The sequence below is a fragment of the Levilactobacillus fujinensis genome, from assembly GCF_003946335.1.
GTDB classification, from domain to species: domain Bacteria; phylum Bacillota; class Bacilli; order Lactobacillales; family Lactobacillaceae; genus Levilactobacillus; species Levilactobacillus fujinensis.
This window is the reverse complement of record NZ_RHNX01000029.1, coordinates 21,574-40,456: the sequence shown is the minus strand read 5'-3', so window position 1 is coordinate 40,456 and position 18,883 is coordinate 21,574. Positions and strand designations below refer to the sequence as shown.

13 protein-coding genes and 1 tRNA gene are annotated in these 18,883 nt (G+C 45.9%); 3 read left to right on the top strand and 11 right to left on the bottom strand.

Annotated features, from left to right (window positions below; genetic code table 11):
• Positions 1-140: transposase (locus tag EKM89_RS10410; protein WP_164510571.1), on the top strand; the 140-nt coding region annotated here is incomplete at its 5' end.
• An 82-nt stretch (positions 141-222) separates the two neighbouring features.
• Here the strand turns inward: EKM89_RS10410 and EKM89_RS10405 are convergent.
• The 8 genes from EKM89_RS10405 to yycF all read right to left on the bottom strand — a co-directional run bounded on the left by EKM89_RS10405 (position 223) and on the right by yycF (position 13,154).
• Positions 223-4,689, bottom strand: coding sequence for an NACHT domain-containing protein (locus tag EKM89_RS10405; protein ID WP_125688319.1), 4,467 nt, complete (start codon positions 4,687-4,689; stop codon positions 223-225).
• Between the two features lie 40 nt (positions 4,690-4,729).
• Positions 4,730-5,209, bottom strand: coding sequence for a 23S rRNA (pseudouridine(1915)-N(3))-methyltransferase RlmH (rlmH, locus tag EKM89_RS10400; RefSeq protein WP_125688317.1), 480 nt, complete (start codon positions 5,207-5,209; stop codon positions 4,730-4,732).
• Positions 5,210-5,749: 540 nt separating this feature from the next.
• On the bottom strand, positions 5,750-7,129 hold the full coding sequence (locus EKM89_RS10395; RefSeq protein ID WP_125688315.1) for a S1C family serine protease: 1,380 nt from the start codon (positions 7,127-7,129) through the stop codon (positions 5,750-5,752).
• Between the two features lie 205 nt (positions 7,130-7,334).
• Positions 7,335-8,162 carry an MBL fold metallo-hydrolase gene (locus tag EKM89_RS10390; protein ID WP_125688313.1) on the bottom strand — a complete coding sequence of 276 codons (828 nt, stop codon included), beginning with the start codon at positions 8,160-8,162 and terminating at the stop codon, positions 7,335-7,337.
• Positions 8,163-8,365: 203 nt separating this feature from the next.
• On the bottom strand, positions 8,366-9,223 hold the full coding sequence (locus EKM89_RS10385) for a two-component system regulatory protein YycI (RefSeq protein ID WP_125688310.1): 858 nt from the start codon (positions 9,221-9,223) through the stop codon (positions 8,366-8,368).
• 25 nt (positions 9,224-9,248) lie between these two features.
• Positions 9,249-10,550 (bottom strand): YycH family regulatory protein, encoded by a 1,302-nt coding sequence (locus tag EKM89_RS10380; RefSeq protein ID WP_125688308.1) that lies wholly within the window; start codon positions 10,548-10,550, stop codon positions 9,249-9,251.
• A complete protein-coding gene (walK, locus tag EKM89_RS10375) occupies positions 10,537-12,393 on the bottom strand; it encodes a cell wall metabolism sensor histidine kinase WalK (RefSeq protein ID WP_125688306.1) in 1,857 nt (618 codons plus the stop codon). Before walK ends, EKM89_RS10380 begins: the two co-directional genes overlap by 14 nt.
• 44 nt (positions 12,394-12,437) lie before the next feature.
• Entirely contained in the window at positions 12,438-13,154 is a 717-nt protein-coding gene (yycF, locus tag EKM89_RS10370) for a response regulator YycF (RefSeq protein WP_048733642.1), read from the bottom strand.
• A 920-nt stretch (positions 13,155-14,074) separates the two neighbouring features.
• Here yycF and EKM89_RS10365 point away from each other — a divergent pair.
• Positions 14,075-14,147: transfer RNA gene (locus EKM89_RS10365), tRNA-Lys, on the top strand.
• 299 nt (positions 14,148-14,446) lie between these two features.
• Complete coding sequence (locus EKM89_RS10360; protein WP_225421866.1) at positions 14,447-15,124, top strand: hypothetical protein; 678 nt, start codon at positions 14,447-14,449, stop codon at positions 15,122-15,124.
• Between the two features lie 251 nt (positions 15,125-15,375).
• Here the strand turns inward: EKM89_RS10360 and EKM89_RS10355 are convergent, their stop codons facing one another.
• The 3 genes from EKM89_RS10355 to EKM89_RS10345 form a co-directional block, all read right to left on the bottom strand.
• On the bottom strand, positions 15,376-15,612 hold the full coding sequence (locus tag EKM89_RS10355) for a hypothetical protein (protein ID WP_125688305.1): 237 nt from the start codon (positions 15,610-15,612) through the stop codon (positions 15,376-15,378).
• A gap of 899 nt (positions 15,613-16,511) precedes the next feature.
• Positions 16,512-18,122 (bottom strand): peptide ABC transporter substrate-binding protein, encoded by a 1,611-nt coding sequence (locus EKM89_RS10350; protein WP_125688303.1) that lies wholly within the window; start codon positions 18,120-18,122, stop codon positions 16,512-16,514.
• A gap of 458 nt (positions 18,123-18,580) precedes the next feature.
• The gene (locus EKM89_RS10345; RefSeq protein ID WP_125688301.1) at positions 18,581-18,859 is read right to left on the bottom strand and encodes a hypothetical protein; all 279 of its coding nucleotides are present in this window, start codon (positions 18,857-18,859) and stop codon (positions 18,581-18,583) included.
• Positions 18,860-18,883 lie beyond the last annotated feature (24 nt).

Below are 18,883 nucleotides of genomic sequence, written 5' to 3'. Positions count from 1 at the left end.
GGCCTATTGAAGGTATCAATCGTAAAATCAAGCAAATCAAACGTACTGCTTACGGTTATCGAAACTGGATTAACTTCCGTTACAGAATACAAATTGAATTCAACATCAGGGTACAAAAAAGAGGCCCAATTCGTAAATGAATTGAACCTCTGAAATTCCCTCCATCAACACCGGTTGACAAAGAGCCATTTATGATACGGACTTGCGTAACACATTAAATAACTACTTTTTCCAACTTTCTCCTTCAATTACTCCATCTTCACTTAAGTAATACATTCCGCCAAATTCCGAAACTTTATTATTTTCAGCATAACTACGGTTACTATACATACGCTTTTCTCCACCAATAAGCCAAACCAGCATCATGTCCTGGTCATCTACCCATTTCTCCAAGCATTCTTTACGCATCAAAGCTTTAGACCGTCCTCCATAACATACACTTGGATCAACAAAAACTTTATTTTTATTATCATACCAAGAACCACGTCCATCGCTAGTAAGTTTAATCTCGTTAATCAATTCTCTCAATGGCATATATATATCTGTATCCATACTATCCTGTGGAAGATCCTCATCTTCCCATCTATACGTGTACAGTAGCGTTTTACAATAAACTGACTTATCGTCATCTACATCAATAAACTCATTATTTTCTGCTACCTCTGAATATATGTTGCGCCACGGATATTCTTGAAAAAACTGTTGGGAGCTATTTCCTGGTAATTGCAATAAATACGGTGACATCAACGATGGTTGCTTAGCTACTATTTTCTGTAATTTTGAAAGATCATTTTTTAGAATTGCACAAGTATTTATACGGTACCACAGATTCGATGTATAATTATCAGACTGATCATCTTCTGGTCTGTCGGACCAATCGTTGAATTCAAATAAAGACAACCATTCTTGATTATTATATTGAATTCTCGATTTAAAATCTGGAATATCATCATTATCAACCCAAGCATCTTGCTCTATTAGATTCATATTCGGAAGATCCTTGTAGGGTAAAGTTTCCCACCACATGCTCTCAGGAGCATCTAAATAATTATTGTTTAAAGTACTATCTTTTCTTCTAAGTCCAAGCTGCCAAACTCCCTTAAACTCAGAATCATTAGTATCTGAACATTTCTCCGGAATATAGATATATTGTTCGCTTAGATATGCTAAGAACTCATAAAATGCAATCCATTGATACTTTTTCCCTATTCTTTCAATCTTTTTATAAGAACGAAACGAATTATTACAGTACGCTCTTTCAAAAGAATCAAATAAATCCGAATTCCATCCCAAACTATAAGCTCGCTGAACAATCCAACGCTGAGCGTCTTTTTCATTAAACTTTACAATGAAGTTAGAATTCCAGTCGTTAGAAATTCTTTCAAATTCTTCCCTTGAAATTTCCGAACTATCAAGATTGTCCAGAATCAACTTCATCTTATTCTCAATCTCTGCTATTGGTTTATGGGCTTCTGCATTCGCACATAATGATATGCTACTTTTATCCAGATGTCCTAAGATGTCAATGGCTTCCATTGCATCCCTGTTTCCACTCAACTTTTTATACTCAAATAGAGTATTTTTCTCTTTATCGCTTAATTTCTCAAACTTTTTTCTTGCCAAATCTCGGTTTGTTTCAGCCTTCCTACCTCCTTCGATTTTAGTATTTGACCACTTATCAATAGTACTATTAATAACATATGTTCCAAAATCACCCGTATACCCTAAAATTGACATTTTAATCCTGGAACTTTCAGTATCCAGTTTCTTTATATCATCATCACTTGGAAATATTAATGTAGGCAGTGTTCGCCTTTTATGAATTGGAAATAAATTAGACCCTTTAAACTTACTGATTCCATTTAACTTCGCATATTCAAAAATCCCCGTCAAATAGTCGCGTAAAATTATATTAGACGTTTCACTTGTAATCAATCTTTCCCAAGGGATGGCTGTGACGATACTTTCAATCCGCTTACTATCTTTAAAACTCAAAATTACAGTATATATCGCACTGTATAAGCTATTAATTACATAAGCATCGTTAATGAATGAAAATTTTTCAATTAAATATATCAAGTTATCCGGCCTCATACTTAATACTTTAGATAGAGCCTTAACCGCATCTTCTCTTAACTGAATATTAACCGTTGTCGTAATCCAAAGAAGTACCATAGATAACAACTTAACCCTCTCAGGCGTTGAATTAATTAGCTTTGTATTCAGCGCCCAATTAACTAAAGCACGCACTGATCCCTCGGCCCATTCTTCTTGATTACTATCGAAATCACTTATTGCCGTATATTCTGACCATGTGGCATCTCGATTGGCCAGACTCATCCTTTTTAAATTCCTATCTAAAAAAAAACCATTCCAAGGGTGTCCACTTTCTAACGAAACCTGAATTAGCACATCATATCTAATATCACCAGGTACATTAACATGGATTTTATTTAGCAACTCATTTGTTCTTGAAGTAATACTCTTCGCTGATCTTTGCGAAAGGCTGCGTAAAAATTCATTATTAATGAATTCCTGTTCGTTAACAAAACTCCTCTTAAAGATGTCTTGGTCCCAATCAATAATATCAACCAGTTCTACCCCATAACTTTCTGGAATCTCAATACATAAAACTTCAATTATCCCACGTAACCCTATGGTCTTTACTAATAATCTTCCAAGTTCGTTTTGCGGAAGAAATGCTTGCTTTAGTTCATCAACGCTGGAATGATTTTTAATAATTTTTTCTGCCACATAAAAATCTGTAAGTTTTTCAAATGTAAATCTAACTATTTCTCTTTCATCTTCATCACCGTCAGTAACTAACTCTCGTGCTAATAAACCTTCATCTAGTAATATCTCCAGTAACGACCCATTACCTTCCGTTTGAAAAAACTTCCGAAAAGTTTCATGCGCTAACTCATAGGAAACACCCCACATGTTCTCTGGATATATTATATCTATAAATGCATTAATTGCTTTTGAAACTATGCTTCTTGATGAAATTCCCAGCCTCTCTTTAACGTTTTCTTCTATAGATCTTCGATAATCCTTCATAGCCCGCTTAATCTTAAGTGACTTTTCCTCAAAGGAATGCTCATTTTTCTTCTTCATTGACTCACAAATCGTTCGTAAAAACAATGGGTTAATGAACTCATCCGCCAGAAATGGAATATCTGGTACTTCCACTCCATAACTTTCTAAATACCTTCGTGCTGCTACATCGCGCCTGCCACCAAATCCTTTATGAATTATATTAGGGATAGATTCTATCAAATTATGTCCAACCACATAATTCTCATAAGTATCCCGACAGCTAATCAATAAACACAAATGCGGATGTCGTTTAACCTGGTCAATAAATCCTACCATGAAATCTTTCCACTCTTGCCCATGCCCCCCTTCATTTAGAGCGTCAATAGTTATCAAAATTTGCTTTTGTAGCGAATTCCCCATTACCTCTAATAAATCTAAACTATTACCACTCAGTCCCAACTCACTCGATATGAAATCCTTAGGATCTCCACCCTGATAATGTTGACCTAATAAATAAACAACAGGAGTACCTTCACGTAATTGTCTCTTTGAAAAATCACATAATAAATGTGATTTACCGCATCCTGCCATTCCTGTAACTAGCAACGTTCTATTTTTTCCAGCCTCAAATAATGTACCACCAAGATAATCTCTTAATTCCACAAAAAAGTTCTTAGTCACATTTACTTCGTATCGACTAAGTTGTTCCATTTCCATACTTGTTTTTTGGGAATCTGAATAAGGCAATAACTTTAAAATATCTTCAAAACTCGTTAGAATCTTTTCGGAGTTTTCTCTTAATAGTTCACCATTAGTAAATATGCAATTATCGTCTTTTCTATAATCGTTAACGACGTCTCTAATTGATAAAAGGCACACACGAATTGCTTCCAATACCCTCTCAATATCTTCACTATCTGTCTTTTTATCCCATCCATTAATTTGATTCAACTGCGTGTAAAAATCTCTTATGAGCTTATTAGTATCGTTCTTCCAATCCTTATTCTTTACCAATACTCCCATCTGTTTCTCAATGGGAAGAACAATATTATTTTCCTCCGAATATCTGACTCCTAATGATTGTCGACTACTGTTAAATAATGCTTCCAACTTCTCTACAGATAGACTTTCCGTACCAAACCAATATGAAGATAGCATTTCAGCATAATCTGATTTTAGAGCTAAATCCCTAAGTTCTGCATAGTCCCAAAGAACAAAATCAATATGCATATTCTTTTCGACCGCCATTTTACTCCATTTTTCCACATGCTTATTCCATTTATCTCGTTCAGCAGTTACCCGATTTCCATTCACACTTTTTCTACTATTACTTAAATTTCTCGGTAAGCAGATATAATACTTGGTCAGTTTTGAATGACAACGTAACGCCGTTTCAACAGAATTATCTAGTTGGGACCATTGACTCGGACCTAGCGAGTCTAGGAAATACTTTGCTTGCCAACCGTATTCTGAACCATCCTCTAGTTCCCAATAGCATTCAACACCCCCATCACCACCTGTACCATTATTATCAACAAAATAATTTTTCTCTGGTAAATTAAACTCCCTGGCCAGTCCACAAATAAACTCTTCAAATCCGTTTTCTTGGCTCCCATTAATTGCTCGTATTTTTCGAAAATCTATGGTTTCCAATTAGTATCTCCCCTTAAATATATACTCATTGTTAATCGCATCACTTATGATACGGCGACCCCTCATTAATCATAAACGCCCGATAAACCTGCTCCGTCAGCACCAATCGCATCAGCTGGTGGGGCAACGTGAAGCGGCCAAAGGAAATCTGGGTGTTCGCGCGCTGCAAGACCGCTGGTGTTAGACCCAGCGAGCCCCCGATGACGAAGGTGATGTCTGAGTGGCCGTAGGTGGTCAAGTCCTTCAATTCCTTGGCGAACTCCTCCGACGAGCGTTCCTTGCCCAGGATGGCCAACGCATAGACGTATTCGCGGTCCTTGATTTTACTCAAGATGCGTTCGCCCTCTGCCGCCATCACCTGATCCATTTCTGCTTGCGACATGCTTTCTGGCGCTTTTTCATCCGGAACCTCGACGATTGAAAATTTGCAGAATCTGGACAGGCGCTTGGCGTACTCTTCGATTCCCTGCTTGAAGTACTTTTCCTTCAACTTTCCCACAACGACAAACTTGATGTTCATAATTAGCCTCCTATACACAGGTTGTCCACAAAGTTATCCACAGGTGCACAACCTGTTTTCCTAGATATTGGGGTGGTCATTCTACAGACCCCCCACATTTATTTTTTGGCAAAATGTCAATCTCTAATTAGTTATCCACCGTTTTTTAGCGAAACGTTCGTTCGGGCTGTCCGCTTACAATCCGCATGGATACTGGCTTTTTCACTACTCACATCAATAAAAACTTTTTCTATCCACAGCTATTCCCAAGGCCTGTGGATAACTTTCGCACCGGTTCCATCACCGGTCCGACCCTGTTTATAACTTTTCTGTCGGGGCGTTTCTTTTTTTGTCCCCCGAGTTATCCACAGTTATCCACAACCAGATTTAGCCGTCTGAATTACTTTCCCCATTTTGACACTTTCGTTCGGCCGAACAACCAACGGAGACGTTTTCATCCACCCTTACTTCCGTCTAAACTTCGGCTTTTCATTAAACAGTTTATCATAACCAAAAAGCGACCGGTGAGAAATCCCACCGGTCGCTTTCATTTCGTCTAAATTAGGATTCAGAACTTGCCGAAGTCGTTGTCTTTAGCTGCGAACTCGTTTCGGTCAATTTGACCGTAGTCGTCTTCTTCTTACCGTTATGGTAGTACGTCATCGAGACCGTATCGTTCAGCTTGTACTTGTACAGGATATCACGCAGCGTGGATTGGTCTGAAATCTGGTGACCGCCCATCTCCGTAATCACGTCGTACTTGCTCAAGCCAGCCTTCTTCGCCGGCGACCCAGCGCTCGCACTCATCACCACGACCCCGTTTTCCACACTAGATGGCAACTTCAGGATCGACTTCTGTTGCGAACTCGACACGTTCGCCAAATCAACATAGGTAATCCCCAACGCTGGCCGGACGACCTTGCCCTTCTTGACTAATTGATTGATAATGTTGACCACTTCGTTCGACGGAATGGCAAAGCCCATCCCTTCAACGCTGGTCCCTTCGGCGTCACTGGCAATCTTCGACGACGTAATCCCGACGACTTGGCCGGCCACGTTGATCAAAGCCCCACCAGAGTTCCCGGGGTTAATGGCCGCATCAGTCTGAATAACCGTCGCGTTCCCAGTCTGCGTGCCGGCCGAATTTGTCGTTTCCACGGTCCGTTTCTTCGCAGAAATGATCCCTTCCGTCAGTGAAGTCGCGTACTGGCTACCCAGTGGTGACCCGATTGCCAACGCCGTTTCACCGACCTTGATCTTGTCGGAATTCCCAAAGGAAGCGACCGTCTTCAAGTCAGCGCCGTTCACCTTCAGCACGGCCAAGTCGGTCACGGAGTCTTTCCCGACCAACTTCGCCTGTAGCTGCTTACCCGAACTCGTTACCACGCGCAGTGCGGATGACCCGGACACCACGTGATTGTTGGTCACGATGTACGCGGTATTCCCATTCTTCTTGTAGACAACACCAGAACCTTCGGATGCTTCTTCCAGCGCTGCTTTCGAACTGCTGGAACTCGAGCTAGAGGACTCCTGCCCGAACAGTTGACCTAGCGTACTGTTACTGCTTTCCTTTTGCAAATTGATCACGGAGACCATGGCCCCCTTGACCTGGTTAAACGCCTTGGTCGACTGACTATTTACGTTGACGGTGACGTTTGAGGTCTTGGTATTCCCGGTCGAATTACTACCACTAGGAACAGCTGTATCATTTAAGCCACTATTATTAATATAATTAATCCCACCGTAAGCGACACCCCCACCCAGGAGCCCCGCAACGGCTGCGGTAACAGCGACCTTGGTTAAGGTCAAGCTCTTCCGTGGCCGTTTTGGCGTTTCTGGCGTCGGCGTTACCTCGCTATTATTAGTAGTTTGGTTATTATTAGTTTCTTGATTATTATCATTATTGTTATCATTAAACTGATTATTGTTATTATTATCCATAGCATTGCGCGAACGCGCGAACCCTCCTCATTCGTCGGTCAGTTGGCCAACGTCCCCCGACCGTCTTTTATAAATACTATCATAACGACCGAGTGTGAAGTTTTTTTGATGAATCAGTGCTGAAGTCCTAAAATTTACCGAAATTTAGAAAATTGTGCGTGCTACCACTCACTGTCACACGTCATTTCACTTGCAGCAAATTGACCTACAGCGCCACTAGTGGTGTTGCCTCTTCCGGATTCGTATCGATCAACTGGAAGTCATGGCCCACGCCAAAGTCGCGATTCTCCATCATCGATGCCACCGTCAAGTGACACAGCGACTGCATGTTATTGTGCAGACTCCGGTGACCCAGGTAGATTTTCTTCGTACGGTTACCCAACACGTCCATCAACGCGTCGGCACCCTCTTCATTTGACAGATGCCCCTTGTCGCCCAAGATTCGCTGCTTCAGTGGCCACGAGTACTCGCCCATCCGCAGCATTTCCACGTCATGGTTGCACTCCAGCAAGTAAGCGTCCGCATCCGCAATCACGCCCTCGACGTGTTCTGAGACGTAGCCGGTATCGGTTAAAATGACGAAGGTCTTGCCATGGTAGTGAATCGCATAAAATTGGGGTTCCGCCGCATCATGTGACACGGAGAAGCTCTCGACGTCGATGTCGCCAAACGTTTGGACCGTATCCGGCGCAAACAGGTGCTTTTGGGCCAAATCGACCTTGCCTATTTTAGAACTCATCGCATCCCAGGTTCCCTGGTTGGCATAGACGTTCAGCTGTTCATAGCGCCGCGCCAAGATACCTACGGCCTGCCGGTGATCCGAGTGCTCATGCGTCACCAGCAAGGCATTGACGTCCTGCATATTGCGGTCGATGTCGCCCATTAATTTCTCAATCTTCTTGCCGCTCAACCCCGCATCGATCATGATCCGTTCGTTGGGGCTCTCCACGTAGCATACGTTGCCCGTACTCCCACTGGACAACACGCTGATGCGTAAATCATCTGCTACTGCTGTATTCGTCCGCAAATCCAATTCGACCTCTCCTTAGCTTCTAACGCTTATTCCCGCGGCAGCTCCTGGCAAATTCAGACACCTGCCAAACCACTTACCCGGGAACACGTAAATTTCAATACCGTAATCATACCGCATCTTGCCAGCTTTGTAACTAAATATCAGTCCAAAGGAAAAGGGCCGGCCCATCACGAACCGTCCCCATCTCCCGTTTCAATTTTCTTTTATTCACTCACGCTCGTCGCACCACTGACCGATTTCACGCTACTGTTTGTATCGAGAATGGCCCCGGTAAATGCGTTGACCCGCTTGATCTGTAGGACGCCCGCGTTGTTGCCACTATTGGCTTTGACCGCGATGACCCAGGTCGGAATATACACGCTACTATTCTTCAGATCGAAGTAGCGGGTATAGGCCAGCTGGGTCCAGACGACCTTGGTGTTATTGGAGATCTGGTTATATTGGTACAGCCAAATCAACGCCTTACGTTCGGAAATGGTATCCGTCTTTTCCCGCAAGGTCGCGACGTTAGCTAGGTATCCCTGCGTATAGCCGGTCACCGTACCATCGTTGGTCATACTGAAACGAATTTCACCAAACCGCGAGTAGATCTGCCCATCCGTCACGTGTTGTGTGTAAACAATCGTATTGCGACTCGACAACTGCGCGTTGTACATGTAGTGCGTGCCATACAGAATCAGCGCGCCGTTATTGACCACCGTGTCCAGCGTCTTATCCGGATGCTTAATATCGACGTTGGTCACCGGCGTCTTGAACGTCGAGGTAATCAGCCCATCCGTTTCGTAACGAACAGTTTGGTCACTCAGCGCTGTCAATTCACTCTTGATACTATCGTTATTGGTCGTGGAAATGTAGTAACCCTCGCCGCTCTTCTTGGACGGGCTACTAAATGAAATCTCGTCGGCGTGCATTTCCTTGACGATTGTCGTGTCGCTATCCGCGGATTTACTTGAGGTCGTATCGGTCTGACCCGTCGTATCGCGCTGGAAGGCGACGAACAAGAAAATATCAATGACAATGAACGCCACTAAAAATAACCATTCAATGCGTCGAAAATCCATGCTGGACCGCCCTCCTTTACCGGAATTACTGCTGTTGTTTCAGCAGTTGCGTGTAGGTCTTCCAGCCGCCATTGTAGTAAACGTACCAGGTTGGCGTCAGGTTGACCACCTTATCGGACGACGTGGACGTCACCCACTGATACCCTAACTGCACAGTCGAAATTTTACTCTTATTGTATCCCGCTGCCGCCAAACGATTCATCACATTCTGCGTGCTTGGCAGCGAAACGGCTTTTCTATCGGTCGGCACAGGCACCTGCAGGCTGTAGAGCGAGAAATTATACCGCCGGACACCCTGCGACAACATTTGAATCCGTGCCGCACCATAATTACTTTGATTAAAAATAGGGAACCCTTCAACGAAGCTCCGGTACGTGACCGTCGACTTCGCATCGTTGTAGCCGTAATAACGCAAATTTTCCATCGGAATTCCAATGGACTTGACCGCACTATAACTAGCCGTCAGCGCCTGACTGAACGTAAACGTCGACTGTAAGGCACTGTAGTCCTCGTACAACGCCGTTCCGCGCTTGTTGTAGACCGTCAGTTGCCGCGACGCCCCATCACTATAAATGGTATTGTCCTTGTTCTTCTTGGCCGAAACGTTGGTTGACTCCCCTTTGTTCAGGAGGCGCGTCGTAAAGTAGTCCGTGGACTGCTGGTTGACCAAGTAGCTATAGGATGGCACCGTCACACTGCTGGTAACGTATGGCACGGCTTCCTGATTCAGCCACTGCATCTTCACGTTGATCCGAAACAGGTTCTCCTTTAGAATCTTACGGAGCTCCTTGACGTTGCGGTCACGAACGGTAACCTGATAGACTTCCTGATTCTTATCGTTCAACAGGTACAGATGTTTACTGTCATTTAGAGGAATCATAATTCGCGAGATTTCCGCGTTATTTCGATTCAACCGACTGCCAAAGACCTCATTGAACATTTTAACGTTAATCGGGGCCGCATACGACATCAAAATACTACTATTCATTCTCAGATAGCGCATGTAGGCCGCCTGCGAGCTGACCTGCAGCTTTTGCACCCGACCCAAGTCCCATTTTGCCAGAGACTCACGAATCTCCGTCGTTAAGTTAACTTTTCGGTTATTTAACAGTTCTTGATTGCCTAAATCATTGGTATATAAGACCTGCGTCGGTAAATACACGTCCTTCTGGGGGCGCGTGTTCAGCTCCGTTGTCGGCGTATTCGAACTCCGTTGCCGGTTGCGCTCATACTGCGCAGGGTTCGTCCAAATCATGGCGGACAACGTCACACTCACGACGACGGCAAGGGTCAATCCCAGTGGTAAGAATGCTTTAGTTATCTTCATCCCAGAGATCCTCCTCATCGTACGGCTTGTAAGGCAAGGAAATGTAGAACGTTGACCCGCGACCTTCACGACTATCGACCCAAATTCGGCCGCCCAACATCTGGACGACTTCCTTAGAAATCGCTAAGCCCAGTCCGGTCCCGCCTTGTGCACGAGAGCGGGCCTTATCGACACGGTAGAACCGGTCAAAGATCCGCGGAATATCTGCCCGTGGAATCCCCAACCCTTGGTCAGAGACACTAAGAATGACGTTATTGTGCGTCTCCAGCAAGCGGGCCGTTACAACCCCACCATCTGGCGAGTACTTGATGGCGTTATTCATTAAGTTATCCAACACCTGCGTGAAGCGGTCGGTGTCGATTTCAACCCACAAATCGCGCTTCGTAAAGTCCCGTTTGATGGTATAGGTCTTTTCGGGACGGTCGTCTTGCTTCAACATCATATCAAAGCGGTCCAGCACGTAGTTAAAGAGCTCGTTTAAGTTGACCATTTCCAGATCGACCTTTTGCGTGCCAGAATCCATCCGTGACAAGGTCAACAGATCATTGATCATTCGAATCATCCGGTCAGTTTCCTCTTGGGTGACCTTCAAGAATTGCGGAGCCACCTTGGGGTCCTTCCAGGCCCCTTCAGACAGCGATTCGATGTAGGCCCGGACACTGGTCAACGGCGTCCGTAGTTCATGGGACACGTTGGACACGAATTCCTTCCGGTCCTGATCGATCTTCTGCTGTTCGGTGACGTCATGCAAGACACAGACCAGTCCTGAAATGAAGCCGGATTCCCGTTGAATCAGTGAGAAGTAGGCCTGTAAGATGAGATCGTGTTCCTTGGTCGAAAAATCCAAGACTAAATCGTCCGGGTCTTCCAACAGTTCGCGCAACGTATAGTCGTCACGAATTGCCAACAGATCCAGAATGGATTTCCCCACCGCGTCATCCGTATCGGTATCCAGGAAGCTCGTGGCCGTTTCGTTAATGATGGTCACGTTCCCCCGACGATCGGTGGCGATAACGCCGTCGGTCATGTGGGCCATGACGGAATCCAGTCGCCGCCGTTCGGACTCGGTCGACTCTTGGGCCTCTTCGACCCGCACAGACAGGTTATTGACGGCACTCGCCAATTGCCCCAGCTCATCGTTACCGTAGACGTGAACGTGCCCGGAATAGTCTCCCCGCGCGATTCGCAGCGTTTGTTTCTTCATTTCATCGATTGGTCGCGTAATTGCCCGGGAAATAATGATGGCCATGACCAGTCCCAAAATAATCGCCACAAACGTTGCTGAGAAGTAGATCAGCGTGATTTGATTGATATTTTGATAGACCGAGTCCAGACTCGACCGCATGTAAATAACCCCGACTAATTCGCTGTTATTTCCTTGAGTACGAATCAGCCGCGTAATCGTGGTGTAGTAACGACTATTATTCTGCGAATTATAAGTCGTCCGGACCACGTCGCGGTTATTGTAAATGGCGTTTTTAATATTATTATCGGTTGTTTTTTGCCCAACGATTCCTTGATTATCGACTTCATTGGTTCCCCGAATGGTCCCCTTGTTATCGATGATCCGAATTTGGGCGTTATTGGTATTGTTGATTTCAGACAACGTTGACTTAATCTGTTTATTGGCCTTGGTCGTACTGGTCGTCGACAACTCGTCAGAAAAACGGTTGACGATGTACGTTTGCACGACCTGTTGGGCTTTAAAGGTATTTAAATTTTGCCGCTCCAACTGCCGCACGAACACGGCACCAACGATTTCCAGCGTCAATAGTAGGAGTAGCGCGAAGACCAGCGCGATTTTAAAGTGAATCGACTGGAAGAATTTAATTTTGCTATTCACGAAGTCACATACTCCTCAATGCGAGATTTAGCGTTACCGCTAGCTTAAGCCTGGTCGGAATCAGGGTTTCGTAAGTAGTAACCGACACCCCGCCGCGTCACTAACCACGTTGGGTGACTCGGCGCATCTTCAATCTTTTCTCTGAGCCGCCGAACGGTCACGTCCACGGTCCGCACATCACCAAAGTAGTCGTAGCCCCACACCGTCTGTAACAAGTGCTCACGGGTCATAACTTGCCCAATGTGTTGGGCCAAATAGTGGAGCAACTCGAACTCCCGGTGGGTCAACTCAATGTTGGCGCCCCGCTTGGACACAGAATAAGCTTCCGGATGAATCGTTAAATCACCGATTTCAATGTCTTGGTTTTCTGGTTCTTCGGGCTGGGCGTGTGCCGCTGTATTCTGGCGCCGCAAGTTTGCCTTGACCCGGGCCACAAGTTCCCGGTTAGAGAACGGCTTGGTCACATAGTCGTCGGCACCCAATTCGAGGCCCAGGACCTTATCTAACTCAGAATCCTTAGCGGTCACCATGATGATGGGCATGTCATGCTTCTTACGAATCTCACGGGCAACTTCCAGCCCGTCAACTTTTGGCAGCATCAAATCTAGGATCACCAGGTCGGGGTTGCCCTCTTCGACCTGTTGAATGGCGGCTTCACCGTCGTAGGCCACGTCAACTTCATAGCCCTCTTTTTCAAGGTTAAACTTCATGATATCGGTAATCGGCTTTTCATCATCAACAACGAGAATTTTCTTAGGCATAGTAAAAATTTCCTCCTTAAAGGGAAATACAAATGAGTCCGATAATTGCAGGATTACCGGCAGGCCGGCCGTTGGGTGTCATACTACCACCGTCAATGGGGCCACTACGATTAATGTACGGTTATGGTTCTTCGTTTAAAGTCAAGGAATAGTGGATCAGCCTTTGTTGCTGACCCGGTGTTTTTAAGGTGGCGTTGTCCGACCTGATAAGTTTCCAGTGTCGGGGAAAAGAACGCTATCTGAATTATAACACATCATGAGGCACGTTTCAGTCCCGTTCTACTAGGGATTTAAGCTTCCCTTAACGAACTATTTCCCGGGAAATAAGATGTGGTTCTTAATATTTGCAGTGTGATCCGTCTATTTTGACGATTGATGCAGGCAATTCTTACCGACTACAGCGTTTCCATTAGCTTCTAAGGTGGTCAACATCACTTTACGCCCACAGTCGCTATTTCTACTGGTGCTTGGCGTACTAGTTGCGAACCGTGACTGCCAGTCAGAGACGCGTTTTACTTTGTCTATCAAATAGTTTATTTAATTAATTTTGAAATAATTGTTCTTTTTTCAACTATCTCGGAAAACAATTCGCCGCCAAGGTGGTATAGGGGCCGCACAATTTACCGTAATTTCGTCAATTAGAAAATAATTTCAACTTTTTTTGACGTTGGTAGCCCCGCCCTGAACGTCTGCCAACACCCGGCAAGCTAAAAATCCGAAGTTTTCTAAAATTTTTTCGTAGCAAAAGACTAGTCGCAAATTTCCCGGTATCCCGCGGTTTTTCCGTCCCTCTGTTTGATAAAATACTCAATATTTTTGAATAAAAATCAGTTTTTTTCTAAAAAGGGGTTGCGCACCCCCCGTCTGCATGATATGATAGTTCTCGTTGATATGGAAGACACACAACAACTTAATCACATGGGCAGTTAGCTCAGCTGGCAGAGCAACGGACTCTTAATCCGTGGGTCCAGGGTTCGATCCCCTGACTGCCCATCACTTACTAATCAGCTTTCACGAAGTTAACTTCGTGGTTGCTGATTTTTTTGTATAGCAAATTAATAAATATCCGCTACGCTTATGTTTATTCATTATGAGTGTGCGCGGGGCGACTGGACCTTACGTATTAGTGTCAGTCAGTTTCAGCTTGGCGTAACCGAGGGGGAACTGACTGGGGTTAAGTCGTACAGACCTGCTCCCCACAAGCATGTTCCCGAGGCCGCCTAACCATCATCGACACCCCATCTTGATGAAGCCGATAGCGCAACCGGAAACTTTTGTAGGGGTGATTGGTTTTGGAACAGCAACAAACGAAGAATCGTATGTCTTATCGGGTCGTGGCCCTGTTGATTGGCCTCGTGTTAAATGCCTTTGGTAACGCGCTGAGCGTCTCAGCCAACGCCGGTAGCGGGATTTGGACCGCTGCGGCCGTCAACATTGCTTACTGGCTTCACGGCAACGTCGGGGTCATTCTCCTGATTGTCGGGGTCTGCAGTGCCCTGCTAAACCAATTTCTGATTCGACAGGTCGACATCCCCCGCTTCATCGGTGAGGTCGCCTTCATCTCTTGTTTCAGCTACTTCATCGACCTGTTCGTCGATCTCTTTGCCAAATGGGGAATTCCCGACCTGCCCCTCGGTTGGCGAATGCTGTTGAGTGTACTTGGTGTGACCATCTTCGCCAGTTCCATCTCCATTTACCAGCGGGCGAATCTCATCATGCATCCCAACGATGACACGTCCAACATCCTGCGGTTCATGTACCTCGGCGGTCGCGCCACGGCGTCACAGTTCGTCGACTTCATCCCACCGATCATCATGATCGCCGTTTGCGTCATCGGCACCCATCAGCTGTACTCGGTCAACGTGGGGACGCTCTACTCGATCCTCTTTAATGGCGTCATTATCGCCGCTGCCGACAAGCATATCATGCCCGGACTGCATCACAACTTTCGGGTCTCCCATCAAAATTAAGCAATGAGAGTGGGACATTAGGCGATTAGTTTGCGAGCATTAACGTGATAACAGGAATTATGCCTGATTCTGGCATGATTTTAGGCTCAGTATTGCTGTTACAGCAGTCACACTAGGTGTTCTTGCACTTTCAACCTTTCGCTCAATGGCCAATAAAACGCACAGCAGAACCTCCGATGGTTTCCGCCGTGCGTTTTTTATTGCAACCGGTGCACCCATTACGAGTCCGTCATCCACCGATGCTTATGTACTTACCGTGACCGATAATCCTGAATCACTTCTACCAAATCAATCAGCAAGAACGCCACGATAAAACCGCCTACTGATTGTAAAAACAACACCCCGTAATCCCGCCAAAACAACTGTCCCTGAACGAAGAAGTCCACGGCGGCTTTGATCAGGAATACTGGTATCAACAAACAGATAAAGACCTCTAACAGGTCAACCGTCTGATGAACCTTCTCCAAAAACACCTCATGTAAATGCATGACACCATCCTCCTCGATAGTCTCACCATGTGTTCTGACGCGACTCATTGCTGACCAACTTTCTCGTGACCAAGCAACAATTCAGGGGGTTCCCCAACCCTCTATGTTTTAGGGTAACATAACTTTACCCTTAATTACCACGATTATAGACTATCTTTTTAAAATAGTTTTATCGTCACCAGTTGGTTCAAACTAGCAACTGACTTAATAGCTGACCTAGCAAAAAAGCCGCTACGACCTGGTTGTCGTAACGACTTTTTCTAGCGGGGTTAGTTTCAATTTACTTAGTGAGTGGCGTCTCTCAGGGCGGACGCTCACTGTGGGGGTAAAGTTTGTGAAAATATAGCGGTACAAATTTGGTCTAGGCCTATTGGGACAACGATTGTTTCGTAGACGAGTAGAACGATCCTATTGGTTTGCTTAATCTAGTCTCGGCTTGATCACCCGCTTTCAGGTGAGACTTCCTTAGACCGTTAAGCTTGGGACTCGCAGTTGATATATCCCTAGTCTGGCGGCTTCTGAAACGTGCTCCGCGGGGCAGGTCCCTGCGCTTAACCCAACCCAGTACTCAACCTAGTACTTTCAGGCGAGACTTCCTTAGACCATTAAGCTTGAGACTCGTAGTTGACATCCCTAATCTGGCAGCTTCTGAAACGTGCTCCACAAGGCAGCTTCCTGCGCTTAACCCGACCCAGTACTCAACCGGGTACTTTCAGGCGATACTTCCTTAGACCGTTAAGCTTGGGACTCGTAGTTGACATCCCTAGTCTGGCAGCTTCTGAAACGTGCTCCGCGGGGCAGGTCCCTGCGCTTAGTAACAATAAATTTTCTGTCCGGCATAGCCGAACGGAAAATTTATTCCCACTAATGCTCAGGACCTAAGCGCCCCGCTCCGCACTCTATTTCCAATAAGCATACTTATACTGCGCATCACTCATCATGGTATATTTCAAGCCACCAACGGATTTAGAGACTAAGTGGGCCTTGGCTTGTTGATACAGTGGGACTAAGCCCGCTTGCTTGGTGACGTAGGTGTCTGCTTCCTTCATGAGCGTCCACCGTTGTTCCGTGGTGTGGCTGGCCGTGTCGCTGACTTCGTTCATCAGATCCGTGAAGTGGGCGTTGTTCCACTTAGTGAAGTTGACCGAGCTCGTGCCGTCTGCCATTTGTAAGAAGTCTGCTGGGTCCCGGAAATCAGTGGTCCAACCGTCCAAATCGATATCGAAGTTTTCAGCTGCCCCCTTGGCGATCTGTTGGGCTAATGGCATCGACTTGATGGTTAATGTCAGGCCTGGCATGTATTTCTGTGCTTGTTGCTGGAGATATTGCGCCGTGTGCTTCTGTTCATCGGTATCGGCCGTCAGGAGTTCCAGACTCGCCTTCTTAATGCCGAGTTCCTTCTTGGCTTCGTTCCATAGCTTCGTGGCCTTGCTGGGGTCGTAGCTCACCAGGTTTCCGACTTCCTTAGAGAAGTCTTCGCCCGTCTTCGGATCATTGCCGTCGCCGGAAGGAATCAGACTCTTAGCGGCTGCAGAGCCATCCTGTAAGACGTTCTTGGTCAGCGCATTTCTGTCGACCACGTAGGAGAAGGCTTGCCGAACCTTGGTGTTATGCGTCACTGTCCGTTTATCGTTAAATTCTAGGAACCGCATCGAGCTGTTCAGTGTGGTCGTCAACTCCGGATTGTTGGCGTTTTGCTTGATGTACTGACCAGATAGCGTGGTTTCTTGGACCTTACCGGACTTGAAGAGGTTGGACGAGGTTCCTGGGTCCTTGACGACCTGCACGTTGATCTTCTTGATTTTGACATTCTTAGCGTTCCAGTAATGGTCATTCTTCACGTAAGACCAGCTATCGTTGGCCCCGCTCCAGTTGACCAGCTTGTAAGCCCCTTCGGACATGGTCTTTTCAGAAGACGTCCCATACTTGCTCCCGTACTTTTTAAAGAGGTCCGTCTTGATGGGGTAAACTGCCGTGGCTAAAATGTCGGGTAACCACGGTTGCGGCTTCGATAGGGTAATCTGTAAGGTACTCTTATCTAAGGCCTTAACCCCAAACGTCGACGGGTCCTTCTTGCCAGATTGAATGGCGGCGTAGTTCTTCACGTACTGGAGCTTGTTGGCGACCTGTGACTTGGATTGGGGATTGACCTGCCAATCCATACTCGTCACGAAGTCTTGGGCAGTCACGGGATCCCCGTTTTGCCATTTTGCGTTCTTCTTAATCTTAAAGGTATAAACGGTGCCGCCCACAGTTGGCTTGACCACCTTTTCGGCCACACCAGCAACCACCTTACCACTCGCATTCAACGTATACAGACCTTCTTCAGTCTGGCCGATCATGCTGGAACTGTTACTGTCCCCCGAAATGGCGGGGTCAGCGGTGGCGGGATTGCCAACCATCGTGACGTTCAATGCCTTGTCCGCGCTACTATGAGCTTCTGTGGTCCCACAACCGGCCAATGCAACAACTGCCAATAATCCAAATCCTAATCCCAATAATTTTTTCATTTTAATTACCCCTCATTCGTTTGTCTGAATCAAAAAAAGCCAGCCGTCCTCGTTGACCCCCTCAGGTCAACAAGGGCGACTCGCTCGCGGTACCACCTTGTTTTATCTCTCGTGGAGTTGGCGCTGACCAACTCACCGTACGGTAATGGGCACGACCCAGTGGCGGCTACTACATTCACCGGCACGACTACAAGATGCGCTTCGCTTCTCCGTCCACGCTTGGCTTCCATCGTCCCAAGCTCGCTTGATTGTTGTGGTGAAGTTACTCTTCTTGATAACGTCTGTTTGATTGATATTTAATTTATCATCATTCATTTTTAATGTCAATGCTTTTATAAACATTCATTTTTATGTATATTTCAGGGGAAAATCGTCAAAAAAAGAGCTAACCCGCGTCGCCGTAGGTTAACTCAAATGTATAGGTCGTGTTTAAATGTCCAAAAATCGACTAAAATTTTTTATTTATTCACGCAGCGCTGATGCTGTTGTTGGGTAGTCGCCGTCGTTGTCGTTTGCCGACTGACCGTCTTCCCCGCTTGACTCGTCGTTTTTTGCGTCTTGATCTGAACGTGACCCTTCCCCGTTTGACTGGACAATTTAACCATCGTCTGACCAGAAGTTGGTTGAACGACCGAATCCGTCACGGTCGACTGATTGCGCGGTGTCTGAGCGAACAGGAGTCCCCCAGCAACCAGGCCGATCAGCAGACCGCTGATTCCCCGTGCTCTCTTTTTCATTTTGCTTCTCCCCGATTTCCCTAA

Excerpts from the sequence above, each read along its gene's own strand:
- EKM89_RS10385 (WP_125688310.1), bottom strand. The coding sequence starts at position 9,223 with ATGGATTTTCGACGCATTGAATGGTTATTTTTAGTGGCGTTCATTGTC.
- EKM89_RS10380 (WP_125688308.1), bottom strand. The coding sequence starts at position 10,550 with ATGAAGATAACTAAAGCATTCTTACCACTGGGATTGACCCTTGCCGTC.
- yycF (WP_048733642.1), bottom strand. The coding sequence starts at position 13,154 with ATGCCTAAGAAAATTCTCGTTGTTGATGATGAAAAGCCGATTACCGAT.
- EKM89_RS10345 (WP_125688301.1), bottom strand. The coding sequence starts at position 18,859 with ATGAAAAAGAGAGCACGGGGAATCAGCGGTCTGCTGATCGGCCTGGTT.
- rlmH (WP_125688317.1), bottom strand. The coding sequence starts at position 5,209 with ATGAACATCAAGTTTGTCGTTGTGGGAAAGTTGAAGGAAAAGTACTTC.
- EKM89_RS10350 (WP_125688303.1), bottom strand. The coding sequence starts at position 18,122 with ATGAAAAAATTATTGGGATTAGGATTTGGATTATTGGCAGTTGTTGCA.
- EKM89_RS10395 (WP_125688315.1), bottom strand. The coding sequence starts at position 7,129 with ATGGATAATAATAACAATAATCAGTTTAATGATAACAATAATGATAAT.
- EKM89_RS10355 (WP_125688305.1), bottom strand. The coding sequence starts at position 15,612 with ATGCATTTACATGAGGTGTTTTTGGAGAAGGTTCATCAGACGGTTGAC.